The sequence below is a fragment of the Paracoccus indicus genome, assembly GCF_003056335.1.
GTDB lineage: Bacteria > Pseudomonadota > Alphaproteobacteria > Rhodobacterales > Rhodobacteraceae > Paracoccus > Paracoccus indicus.
In genome coordinates, this window is sequence record NZ_PYWA01000003.1 from 176,890 (window position 1) to 188,440 (window position 11,551).

The 11,551-nt window shown below is 65.8% G+C and carries 9 protein-coding genes; 5 read left to right on the forward strand and 4 right to left on the reverse strand.

Going from position 1 to position 11,551, the window contains the following annotated elements:
• Positions 1 to 93: 93 nt before the first annotated feature.
• Both DDE75_RS06200 and DDE75_RS06205 read right to left on the reverse strand, forming a co-directional pair.
• Positions 94 to 1,416, reverse strand: a complete 1,323-nt coding sequence (locus DDE75_RS06200) for a sigma-54-dependent transcriptional regulator (protein WP_108501510.1) — start codon at positions 1,414 to 1,416, stop codon at positions 94 to 96.
• Entirely contained in the window at positions 1,416 to 3,092 is a 1,677-nt protein-coding gene (locus DDE75_RS06205) for a sensor histidine kinase (RefSeq protein ID WP_108501741.1), read from the reverse strand. The genes DDE75_RS06200 and DDE75_RS06205 overlap by 1 nt, the downstream gene beginning before the upstream one ends.
• A 207-nt stretch (positions 3,093 to 3,299) precedes the next feature.
• Here DDE75_RS06205 and DDE75_RS06210 point away from each other — a divergent pair, with 207 nt between their 5' ends.
• Positions 3,300 to 4,631, forward strand: coding sequence for a dicarboxylate/amino acid:cation symporter (locus tag DDE75_RS06210; protein ID WP_108501511.1), 1,332 nt, complete (start codon positions 3,300 to 3,302; stop codon positions 4,629 to 4,631).
• A gap of 33 nt (positions 4,632 to 4,664) precedes the next feature.
• Here the strand turns inward: DDE75_RS06210 and DDE75_RS06215 are convergent, their stop codons facing one another.
• Complete coding sequence (locus DDE75_RS06215; RefSeq protein WP_108501742.1) at positions 4,665 to 5,189, reverse strand: redoxin domain-containing protein; 525 nt, start codon at positions 5,187 to 5,189, stop codon at positions 4,665 to 4,667.
• A 242-nt stretch (positions 5,190 to 5,431) separates the two neighbouring features.
• On the opposite strand from DDE75_RS06215, the gene DDE75_RS06220 reads away from it, so the two are divergent.
• From DDE75_RS06220 to DDE75_RS06230, 3 genes are all read left to right on the forward strand, one after another.
• Positions 5,432 to 6,115 (forward strand): GIY-YIG nuclease family protein, encoded by a 684-nt coding sequence (locus DDE75_RS06220; RefSeq protein WP_108501512.1) that lies wholly within the window; start codon positions 5,432 to 5,434, stop codon positions 6,113 to 6,115.
• Between the two features lie 152 nt (positions 6,116 to 6,267).
• Complete coding sequence (locus DDE75_RS06225; RefSeq protein ID WP_108501513.1) at positions 6,268 to 7,419, forward strand: RsmB/NOP family class I SAM-dependent RNA methyltransferase; 1,152 nt, start codon at positions 6,268 to 6,270, stop codon at positions 7,417 to 7,419.
• 86 nt (positions 7,420 to 7,505) lie between these two features.
• Positions 7,506 to 9,605 carry an ATP-binding protein gene (locus tag DDE75_RS06230; protein WP_245894638.1) on the forward strand — a complete coding sequence of 700 codons (2,100 nt, stop codon included), beginning with the start codon at positions 7,506 to 7,508 and terminating at the stop codon, positions 9,603 to 9,605.
• 3 nt (positions 9,606 to 9,608) lie between these two features.
• Here DDE75_RS06230 and DDE75_RS06235 read toward each other — a convergent pair whose 3' ends face one another.
• The gene (locus DDE75_RS06235) at positions 9,609 to 10,193 is read right to left on the reverse strand and encodes a sulfotransferase family 2 domain-containing protein (protein WP_108501515.1); all 585 of its coding nucleotides are present in this window, start codon (positions 10,191 to 10,193) and stop codon (positions 9,609 to 9,611) included.
• Positions 10,194 to 10,434: 241 nt separating this feature from the next.
• Here DDE75_RS06235 and recA point away from each other — a divergent pair, with 241 nt between their 5' ends.
• A complete protein-coding gene (gene recA, locus DDE75_RS06240) occupies positions 10,435 to 11,508 on the forward strand; it encodes a recombinase RecA (RefSeq protein WP_108501516.1) in 1,074 nt (357 codons plus the stop codon).
• Positions 11,509 to 11,551 lie beyond the last annotated feature (43 nt).

Genomic DNA, 11,551 nt, shown 5'->3' on the forward strand with positions numbered 1-11,551 from the left:
CGGATCCCGATACGCATCAACGATCGTCGCAGACTGTCCAGTCGGGCGAAGCCATAACACCCGATCCGCCGAAAGCGTTCCACCAAGGGCCGCCTACGCAGGGTCGCGAAAGCTGCCGGGTCTGATGCCGTGGCGCGCCAGCTTGTCATAGAAGGTCTTGCGCGGCAGCCCCAGCATCTGCATCGCCTGCGTCGCATGCCCCTGGCAGTCGCGCAGGGTGTCGCGGATCAGCGCGGCCTCGTAGGTGGCAACCATCTGGGCCAGCGCGGGGCGGGCGGGGGGCGTGTGGCCCGGCGCGCCCTCCAACCCCAGAAGGTGGTGTTCGGCAAAGGCCTGAAGCTCTCGCAGGTTGCCGGGCCAGCGGTGGGTCGCCAGATGGGCCAGCACCAGATCGGTCAGGGGCGGCACGCTGCGCGACAGTCGATCCGCCGCCGATTGCAGGAAGTGGCGGAACAGCGCCGGCACGTCCTGCGCGCGCGCCGACAGCGGCGGCACCGTCACGATGGCACGCGACAGCCGATAGTAGAGACCCGGATGCAGATCGCCCTGGGTTTCGCTTTCGGCGGTGGCGATGATCTGCAGGTCCAGGGGGCGGGGGGCTGCGGCGCCTGCGGGCCAGAACTCGCCCGCCTCGACCAGCTTCAGCAGGCGGGTCTGGGCGGCTTGCGGCAGGGCGGCCACGTCATCAAGGCACAAGACGCCCCGATGCGCCTTCTCCAGCAGGCCGGGGGTGCGGGCGTGTCTGGCATTCGGCGTGGGCTCGGACCCCAGCAGCGCGGCGTCGATCCGGTCGGGCGAAAGGGCGGCGCAATCCAGCACGACGAAGGGTTTGGCGCGGCGGGGGCCATGCCGGTGGATGGCCTGTGCCACCAGCGATTTCCCCGCCCCACCGGGGCCGGTGATCAGCGCATCGCTTTGCGCCTCGGCCACGCGGGTCAGGCTGTCGCGCAGCTGCCGCATCGCGAGGCTGTCGCCCATCAGCGGCGGATGTGCCAGCGCGATATCGCTTTGCGACTGACGCAGGCGGCGGTTTTCCAGCACCAGCCGGCGGGCCGCCAGCGCGCGGCGCAGGGCGGCGGTCAGAACCTCGGTGTCGACGGGCTTGGTCAGGAAGTCATAGGCGCCCGCATGCAGCGCCCTGACCGCCATATCCACATCGCCATGCCCCGTCAGCAGGATCACCGGCAGATCGGCGTCCATGTCGTGCAGATGCTGGAACAGCTGCAACCCGTCCATGCCGGGCATGCGCACGTCGGTCAGAACCGCGCCGTCGAAGTCGGGGTCCAGGATCTGCAGGGCCGCATCGGCGGTGGCAAAGTCCCGCACGGCGATGCCCGCAATGGTCAGCATCTGCGCCAGCGCTGCACGCAGGTCGTCGTCATCGTCGATCAGGCAGATGCAGGGGGCTTGGGGCATCAGGCTCTCCTTAGCGTCAGGCGGAAGGTGGCCCCCTGACCGGGGGTTGCGGGATCGAGGGTCAGGTCACCCCCGAAGTCGCGGGCGATATCGCGCGAGATGACGAGCCCCAGCCCCATGCCCTGCGGCTTGTCGGTGGCGAAAGGGGTGAACAGCCGCGCCGCGCCATCTGCATCCAGCCCCGGCCCGTTATCGGTGATCGTCAGGGTCACGGTCGCAGCGTCCCAGTTGGCCCGCAGCCGGATCCAAGGGTCGGGGCGGTCGTGCTGGGCGTCATGGGCGTTCGTCAGCAGGTTCACCAGGATCTGCTCCAACCGCACGGATTCGGCATGGACGAACAGATCGTCGGGCAGATCGGGCAGGTCAAAGCGCATGGCGTTGGCCCGCCGTCGGCTGGCCGTCAGCATCAGCGACGCCTGGATCGACCCTTGCAGCAAGACCGCCTGCATCGCGCCCGTCGCCTTGCGGGAAAAGCCGCGCAGGCGGTCGGTGATGGTAGCGATGCGGTCGGTCATGCCGATGATGCGGGTCAGGTTGTCTCCGGTGGCCTGCGCCGCATGGGCGGGCAGCAGGGCCTGACCGTTCTGCGCCAGCAGGCGGATGGTGGCCAGAGGCTGGTTCAGCTCGTGCGCGACGCCTGCGGTGATCTGGCCGAGGGTCGCCAGCTTGTTGGCCTGCACCAGATCGGATTGCAGGCGGATCAGGCGCTGTTCGGCCGCCTTGCGTTCGCGCATCTCATCCGAGAGGTCGCGCGTGCGGGCCTGCACCGCCTGCTCCAGATCGGCGCGATAGGCGGCCTGGGCGCGGGCCTGCCGTGCCGCGCGGCGCATCCGGGCCGCGATCAGCGCGGCCATGATCCCGCCCAGCATCACCACCAGCAGCGCCGTCCCCGCAGCCAGTGCCGCCAGACGGCGCGGCCCCGCGGTTGAGGTCTGCACGACCAACTGCCAGTCGCTGCGGCGCAGGGGCGCACGGGTGGTCAGGACACCGCGGGATGTGGGCAGGGGCTGGAACCGCAGCTCGGGCCGGCTGGAGATCAGCACCCGATCATCGCCGCCCATCACGAAGGTCGCGTCGCTGTCGCGGGCCCATGCGCGCTCCAGCTGGTCGAACTCGATCTTGACGACGATGACGCCGATGGGGCGGCCCTCGTCGCGGATGTCATGGGCCAGATAAAGCCCGTGCCGACCGCTGACCGTGCCAAGCGCATATTCCTGACCCGTACCGTTCTGCATCGCCTGTCGGAAATAATCGCGGAACCCATAGTCGTGGCCGACGAAACTGGTCGGCTGATCCCAGTTCGACGCCGCCACCGCCCGCCCTTGGGCATCCATCAAATAGATGACGCTGCTTTGCGTCTCGGCGCGCAGCAGATCCAGCTTGGCCGAGACCTCGGGGTCCGAGATGCGCCCGTCGCGCAGGGTGGCGATGACCTGCTGGTCGACCGACAGGACCACGGCCACGGCGCGTTGGCGATCAAGGACGCTGTCCAACGCCAGAACGCGTGTCTGGGCGATGGCAGCCGCCTCTTGCGTCAGGCGTGCCATGGCGGCGGTCCTTGTCAGATGCCATGTCGCCAGCGGCACGACCACCATCAGCGCAACGGCCAGCGCGTTCATGGCAAGACGCCGCGATGTCAGGCGGGGCGAATCATCGTCTCTCAGGGGGATCGGCATCAGGGGAGCGTGTCCGGCGGCTGTTTCGTTTTCCACACTAGCAGGGTCGCCGCGTGTGGGAAACCACACATCCTACCCTCGAGTCCGGGGCAGGAAAGCCATGTTTTCAACGCATTGCAGTCATGCGCGCCAGCCCTTCGGATGTTCCGCGCAATCATTATCCTGCCCGCAACATTTCCGTCACACGCAAAGGTAGGAGGAGACCTCATGCAGTTTGATCCATCCGCGCAACCTCGGGCGCGCACCCCCAAGCCCTTCTACGCCCACCTCTATTTCCAGGTCGTGACCGCCATCATCTGCGGGGCGCTGGTCGGCCATTTCTTCCCCCAGACCGGCGAGGCGCTGAAGCCCCTGGGCGACGGCTTCATCAAGCTGGTCAAGATGATCATCGCGCCGGTGATCTTCCTGACCATCGTCACCGGGTTGGCCGGGATGGGCAGTCTGCGCGGCGTCGGTTCGGTCGTGGGCAAGGCCTTTGCCTATTTCCTGACGTTTTCCACGCTGGCCCTGATCGTCGGGCTGATCGTCGCCAATGTCATCCAGCCGGGCAGCGGCATGAACATCGATCCGGCCTCGCTGGATGCCAGCGCGGTCACGGGCTATGCCCAGAAGGCGCATGAGACCTCGCTGACCGGGTTTGTCATGGACATCATCCCCAGCACGCTGGTTTCGGCCTTCGTCGAGGGCAACATCCTGCAGGTGCTGTTCGTGGCGATCCTGTTCGGGATCTCGATGATCCTGATCGGCGAGAAGGCCAAGCCTGTGCTGGCCGTCTTCGAAAGCGCCAGCCTTGCGATCTTCCGCGTCGTCGACATCCTGATGAAGGCCGCCCCCATCGGCGCCTTCGGGGCCTTCGCCTTCACCATCGGCAAATACGGCATCAGCGCGGTGGCCAACCTGGCGGCGCTGGTCGGCACCTTCTATCTGACCTCGGCGCTGTTCATCGTCGTGATCCTGGGGACCGTCTGCCTGCTGAACGGCTTTTCGATCTTCAAGCTGATCGCCTACCTGCGGACCGAGATCCTGCTGGTGCTGGGCACATCGTCGTCTGAATCGGCGCTGCCTTCGCTGATGGAGAAGATGGAGCGGGCGGGCTGCGCGCGTCCCGTCGTGGGGCTGGTCGTGCCGACGGGTTATTCCTTCAACCTGGACGGTACCAACATCTACATGACGCTGGCGGCACTGTTCATCGCGCAGGCGACGAACACCGATCTGTCGTTGCAACAGCAGGTGCTGCTGCTGCTGGTGGCGATGCTGTCATCCAAGGGGGCTGCGGGCGTCACGGGGGCGGGTTTCATCACGCTGGCCGCGACGCTGTCGGTGGTGCCGACGGTGCCGGTGGCGGGGATGGCGCTGATCCTGGGGGTGGACCGTTTCATGTCGGAATGTCGCTCGATCACCAATTTCATCGGCAATGCGGTGGCCACGGTCGTCGTCAGCCGGTGGGAAGGCGCGCTGGATCGCGACCAGCTGAATGCCGCGCTGAACGGCAACCTGCCCGAGGCGACCGAGGGTGCCCTGATCCCCGACGGTCAGTGAAGGAAAAGGGAGGCCACAGCGGCCTCCCTTCGTTCATGCAGTCCCGCGAATGGGATAATCGTTTTCCAGAATGAACTTCAGCCCGGACAGCAGGTCATCCGTCGTCGGACGGGCGAAGGGGACGTTCTGCAGATACATCGCATAGATCCGCCCATCGGGATATAGGATCGCGATGCCCGGTTCCGCAAAGCGCGCGGGCTCGGCGTCCTTTTCCTTGTCCGAGATGAACAGACCCCAGTCACGGGCGGATTCCTCGGTCAGATCATGGCCGATGTGCAGATCGCCCAAGTCCCATTCCTGCTGCTGGCGGTCGAACCTTTCGCGGTCGTCCATCGAGATAACGGCGACATCCACGCCCAGATCGCGGAATTCACCCTGACGGCGTGCCAACTCCTCGATCTGCTTCTTGCAGATGGGGCAATGGATGCCGCGATAGAAGAAGACCGCCGTCATGCGGTTGTCGGGGGTGGCGGGCAGGGCGAAGGCATTGTCCTGATGGTTCTTGGCCGTGATCAGGGGCGCAAGCTGTCCGGGGATGGGCGTGCTGTGATGGGTCATCGTGGCGTATCTCCGCTTGGTGTCGGTGAATTCGCGGCCCAACGCTGTCCCTGCCCGACGGTTGCACGAAGGCGCGCAAACGATTGTGTGAATCACTGCCAGTGTTAACCATTTGTTCTTGCGCAGGACGATTGTTTTTCCTAATTCGGTTCAAAAGGCTAAGGCTGGTTCCTGATACGTTTCACGACCGCCGGCCATCAGAAGGCCCGGTGCGCGGGTCCGGCACATGAAGGAACCTGTCCTTGGGCGTCAAAGGCAAGCAACTCAGGACCGTGCGCGGCAGCTTCGACCTGTCCCGGACGGTAATCGTCGGATCGCCGACCAATCCCAACATCGTCTACGGATACCGCTTTCCCAGCCATCCGCGGCGCATCAAGATCGGCTATTCCAGCCGGGGCCTGTCGCGCGTGGCCGAACAGGCGACGGCCTTTCCCGAAAAGCCGATCATCGAGTTCGTGATCCACGACCGCCGCGCCCGCACCATCGAGGGCGCCTTCCACCGTGCCCTGCGCGGGCGGCAGGCCGATACCATCGGAACGGAATGGTTCGACGCATCCTGGGGGGATGTGCTGGCGGTGTCGCCGGTGCTGCGCAAGGCCAGTGTCGCCTATAACGTCGTGCTGGGCTGCAAGATCGCGGGTGCGGTGCTGCTGGGGTTGCTGGGGCTGGTGCTCTATCCGTTGCTGTTGGCGCTGATCGCGGCGCTGATCTCGGGGGCGTCCGCGATGCCGGTGTGGGAGTTCGGGCGTGATTATATCGACGGCATCTTCGGGCGTGCGCCTTCGGAAAGCCTTGCGATGGCGCGATACCTGATGCGGCTGGCGGTGATGCGCGACGTGCCGGGGCTGATCCACATTGCCGCCCTGGCGCCGATCCCGCTGCTGGCGTGGCTGCCTTTCGTGCGCGTCCGGCCACAGGCCTTCTGAGGTCACGGTATTCTGACGTGGGGACCCGCTTGCAGCCGCCCTGCGGTTGAGCGCATGGTTCCCACCATGCTAGGCCGGACGCCGTTCACGTTGGGCAGGCTGCAAGGGGGCTGACAGATGCGCATCGAATTTTCCCACAACGGGCCTGTCACGTGACGCCGGGGGCACGGATTGCCGCCGCGATCTCGGTTCTGGATCAGGTGCTGGCGGGGATGCCTGCCGAACAGGCGCTGCTGCGCTGGTCGCGGGGCAGCCGCTTCGCCGGTTCGGGCGACCGCGCCAAACTGCGCGATCTGGTTTTTGGTGCGCTGCGTCAGCGCGACAGTCTGGCGGCCCTTGGCGGGTCGCTTGACGGTCGCGGTTTGATGATCGGGCACGCCCGTCGCAACGACCTGCCGATCGCGGATCTCTTCTCGGGCGAGGGACATTCGCCCGGCCCCCTGACCGAGGCCGAGGCGGCCCATGTCCCGCCCACCGATCTGCCCGATGATCTGCCCGATTGGATCAGGCCGCGCTGGCATGCCTCGCTTGGGGATCAGGCGGGGCAGGTGGCTGCGGCCATGGCCGATCGCGCGCCCGTCTGGTTGCGCGTGAACCCGCAGCGCTGCGACCCTAACAGCGCCATGGAACAGCTGGCCGCCGAGGATATTCCCACCCGCGCCGCCGACGATCTGCCCACCGCGCTGAAGGTCTTGGGCAATGAACGCGCCGTCGCGCGGTCGGGCCTGTATCGCGATGGCGGGATCGAATTGCAGGACCTGTCCCCGCAGCTGGCCTGCGCGGCACTGCCGCTGCGCCCCGACGACCGGGTGCTGGATTATTGCGCGGGGGGCGGGGGCAAGACGCTGGCCTTGGCCGCGCGTCAGCCCAAGGCCCGATACGAGGCGCATGACGCGCTGCCCGCCCGCATGGGCGATCTGCCCGAACGCGCCGAACGCGCGGGCGTCCCCGTCCGCATCCTGCGCAAGCCCGAGGGGACCTATGATCTGGTCGTTGCGGATGTCCCCTGTTCGGGCACCGGCACATGGCGTCGAACGCCCGACGCGAAGTGGCGGCTGACGCAGGATCAGCTGGTGCGTCTGACCGAGGTGCAGGCCCAGATCCTCGATCAGGTCGCACCGATGGTACGCGTGGGCGGGCATCTGGCCTATATGACCTGCTCGGTTCTTGACGATGAGAACGGGGACCAGCTGCGGGCCTTCCTTGCGCGACATCCGGGCTTTGCCCTGCAACAGCAGCAGACCTGGACGCCGCAGACGGCCAGCGACGGCTTCTATCTGGCGGTGCTGGTGCGCGGCGACTGATGCCCCGGCGCGGGATCAAAGTTAACGCCCTGTTAAGACCGGGTCGGCTAGGCAGAGGATCGTCAAGGGGCAAGAGGACGATTCGAATGGCGCATCTGGACCAACACGCAGGGCTGCCCAAGGGGGCGTTGGCGGCCGTGCCGCTGTTGCTGACGCCTATGGTGGCGGGGGCGGGCATCCTGGCGGTGGCGCCGGGGGCCGCGACAGGGCTGACGGCGGTTGCCGCAGGTACCGTCGGCGTGGCCTGGTATCTGCTGAGCGGGGCGGTCGGGCTGTCGCATCTGTCGCGGGGAATGGCGGCGCGCCGTGCGCTTTCGGCGATCCGATCCGAGGTCGCCTCCGCCGCCGAACCGATCTGGCTCTGCGATGCCGATGGGCTGGTGCTTTATCAGAACCAATCCGCCCATCTGGGATTCGAGGATCTGACCGGGCGCAACATCCTGTCGCTGATGACCCGTTTTCGTGCCGATGCCGATGGTCAGCTGCGGCAGATGTCGACCCGTGCCCTGCGCCTCGGCAGCGCCGAGATGTCCCTGCCGGAAGGCGATGTCCTGACGCTCAGCTCTTTGCCGGATGCACCGCTGCAGATCTGGTCCTATCTGCGTGCCGGACAGGTGGATGAGCCTTTCCAAGTCGCTCTGGATCTGGACGACGTCGATGATCGCGACGAATTCGACGCCATTCCCGTGGCGCTGCTGCGGCTGCGGTCCGACGGGGTGATCTGCCGCGCGAATGCGGCGGCGCGGGCCCTGCTGGACGGCATGCTGACCGACGCGCTGGACCAGAACATCGCGCAACTGCTGGATGGGCCGGGCAGGCCCCTGGCCGATTGGTTGTCCGACATGTGCGCCGGGCGCGCCGTCAACCGGACCGAGATGCTGCGCCTGCGTCACCCGGACAGCCGCAACGGCGAGATGCGCGACCGTCATTTCCAGGTTGGGCTGGCCCGCGATCCCTTCACGGCCGATCAGATCATCGCCGTTCTGACCGACGCCAGCGAGTTGAAGACCCTGGAGGCGCAATTCGCCCAGAGCCAGAAGATGCAGGCCATCGGGCAGCTGGCCGGGGGTGTCGCGCATGATTTCAATAACCTGTTGACCGCCATCAGCGGGCATTGCGACCTGCTGATGCTGCGCCATGACAAGGGCGACCCGGATTTCGCCGACCTGGACCAGATCAGCCAGAACGCCAACCGGGCTGCGGCGCTGGTGGGACAGTTGCTGGCATTCTCGCGCAAGCAGACGCTGACGATGCAGATGTTGGACCTGCGCGACACGCTGGCCGATCTGACCCATCTGCTGAACCGTCTGGTGGGCGAACGCGTCGGCCTGACCATCACCCACGACCCGGCCCTGCGCGCTATCCGCGCCGACAAGCGCCAACTGGAACAGGTGATCATGAACTTGGTGGTGAATGCCCGCGATGCGATGCCTGCCGGGGGCGACATCCTCATCCAGACGCGGAATGTTCACCTGGCCACGCCGGAACATCGCGACCGGGTGACACTGGCGCAGGGCGACTATGTCGCGATCACCGTGCGCGACGTGGGCGGCGGTATCGCGCCTGATCACCTTGAGAAGATCTTCGACCCCTTCTTCACCACCAAGAAGGCGGGTGAGGGGACGGGCCTGGGCCTCTCGACCGCCTACGGCATCGTCAAGCAGACCGGCGGCTACATCTTCTGTGACAGCGAGATCGGCAAGGGCACGACCTTCACCATCTATCTGCCGGCGCATGCGCGATCGCTGTTGAAGGCGCCACCCGTGGCCGTTCCGGCGACGCGCACCGATCAGCTGGCGACAGGTCCCCGCGGCCGCGTCCTGCTGGTCGAGGATGAGGCCCCCGTGCGCGCCTTCGCATCCCGCGCGTTGAAGTTGAAGGGGTTCGAGGTCGCCGAGGCTGCCTCGGGTGAGGCCGCGCTGGAACTGCTGGAAAAGGGCGACCGCCAGATCGACATCTTCGTCACCGACGTGGTGATGCCCGGGCTCGACGGCCCCTCATGGGTGCGCGAGGCCTTGAAGCTGATCCCGCAGGCCCGCGTGATCTTCATGTCCGGCTATACCGAGGACATCTTCGTCGACGGGCAGGTGCCGGTGCCCGATGCGGCCTTTCTGGCCAAGCCCTTCACGCTGACCGAACTGACCGAAATGGTCCGCACGCAGCTTGCCGCGCCGGACCCGCACTGACCGCTATAGCGTGTCGTAGAGATCCAGATCGAAGGCCATGGCCTGCCGCAACTTCCGTTCGGCGGCGGTGTCCAGATGGACATCGACACTGGGCGGGACGTTGATGCGCGGCAGCTCGATCGCGCAATCGAGGCGGGTTTCCAGGAAATCGACGAAATCCTGGATGCGTTCATATTGGAAGATGCAATCGACCCTGCGCAGACCCTCGGTCAGGAAGGCGCCCTGCGTTCCGATGCCCAAGGCCTCGGGGCCGCCTTCCAGCGCGTAGTCGTTGGCGAAATCGGCAAAGCTGACGCCGTCCATCGCGTGCTGGGGATCCTCGTGGTCGTCGCGCAGCTTGAAGCGATACCAGCTGCGCAGCCAGTCGACGGGTTCGCGCATCAGGGCGACGGTGGTGAACCGCTCACCGGTCTGCGCCTTCAGCCAAGGCCCGAGGTGGCGGTGATAGGTGCCTATATCGGTGTGCTTCAGCTGCGCGGGACGCTGCAAGGCTGCCGAGGCCAGCGATTCCAGCGACATCTCGATCGCGCTCGAGGCGGTCTTGGGGGTCGCAAGAAAGACCAGTCTCTGTTCCCAAAATATCAGCATTCGCAGTCGCTCCGATCATTGGTCTGCTGCAATCGGGCCGTGGATAGCTGTCGTGCGCCACGGTGTAAACGCTTTGTTAACCAGCGGCGGGTCAAGGTCAAAAAGGCGAATCAATTATTAACCACGCCATGCTTGAAAACCGGGGGGCGATGGCGCATGTATGTGCGAACAGGACGTGAACATTCGTTCCGTTGAGGTGATTGCCCAGTCCGGTGGGCTGTGAAATAACGATGGGAATGACATGGCACAGGCGAGCATTTTCGACATGACCGACAAACGCACAGCAGACAAGCAGAAGGCGCTGGAAAGCGCCCTGTCCCAGATCGAACGCCAGTTCGGCAAGGGTTCGATCATGAAGCTGGGCAAGGACAGTCCCGTGGCCGAGATCGAGGCCACCTCGACCGGCTCGCTTGGCCTGGACATCGCGCTTGGCATCGGCGGTCTGCCCAAGGGCCGCATCATCGAGATCTTCGGGCCCGAAAGCTCGGGCAAGACCACGCTGACGCTGCATGTGGTGGCCGAGGAACAGAAGAAGGGCGGCGTCTGCGCCTTCGTCGACGCCGAACACGCGCTGGACCCGCAATACGCCAAGAAGCTGGGCGTGAACCTGGACGAGTTGCTGATCAGCCAACCCGACACGGGCGAGCAGGCGCTGGAAATCGTCGATACGCTGGTGCGTTCGGGCGCCGTCAGCCTGGTCGTGGTCGACTCGGTCGCGGCGCTTACACCGAAATCCGAGATCGAAGGCGACATGGGCGACATGCAGATGGGCAGCCAGGCCCGCCTGATGAGCCAGGCGATGCGCAAGCTGACCGCCAGCATCGGGCGTTCGAACTGCATGGTGATCTTCATCAACCAGATCCGCATGAAGATCGGCGTCATGTTCGGCAACCCTGAAACCACGACGGGCGGCAACGCGCTGAAGTTCTATGCCTCGGTCCGTTTGGACATCCGCCGCACCGGCGCGGTCAAGGACCGCGACGAGGTGACGGGCAACACGACCCGCGTCAAGGTCGTCAAGAACAAGGTCGCGCCGCCCTTCCGCCAGGTTGAATTCGACATCATGTACGGCGAGGGCATCAGCAAGGTTGGCGAATTGATCGACCTTGGCGTGAAGGCCGGCGTCGTCGAGAAATCGGGTGCTTGGTATTCCTATGGCGACGAGCGCATCGGGCAGGGGCGTGAGAACGCCAAGCAGTTCCTGCGCGACCGCCCCGAGGTGGCCTTCGCCATCGAGGACAAGATCCGCGCGAGCCACGGGTTGGAATTCGGCAGCGATGAAGGCGGCGACAACGAGGCCCTGACCGAGGATTGATCCCGGTCATGACCTGATCTGACGGGCGCGCGGAGGGTATCCT

Excerpts from the sequence above, each read along its gene's own strand:
- DDE75_RS06235 (WP_108501515.1), bottom strand. The coding sequence starts at position 10,193 with ATGCTGATATTTTGGGAACAGAGACTGGTCTTTCTTGCGACCCCCAAG.
- DDE75_RS06215 (WP_108501742.1), bottom strand. The coding sequence starts at position 5,189 with ATGACCCATCACAGCACGCCCATCCCCGGACAGCTTGCGCCCCTGATC.
- DDE75_RS06230 (WP_245894638.1), top strand. The coding sequence starts at position 7,506 with ATGGCGCATCTGGACCAACACGCAGGGCTGCCCAAGGGGGCGTTGGCG.
- DDE75_RS06210 (WP_108501511.1), top strand. The coding sequence starts at position 3,300 with ATGCAGTTTGATCCATCCGCGCAACCTCGGGCGCGCACCCCCAAGCCC.
- recA (WP_108501516.1), top strand. The coding sequence starts at position 10,435 with ATGGCACAGGCGAGCATTTTCGACATGACCGACAAACGCACAGCAGAC.
- DDE75_RS06205 (WP_108501741.1), bottom strand. The coding sequence starts at position 3,092 with ATGCCGATCCCCCTGAGAGACGATGATTCGCCCCGCCTGACATCGCGG.
- DDE75_RS06200 (WP_108501510.1), bottom strand. The coding sequence starts at position 1,416 with ATGCCCCAAGCCCCCTGCATCTGCCTGATCGACGATGACGACGACCTG.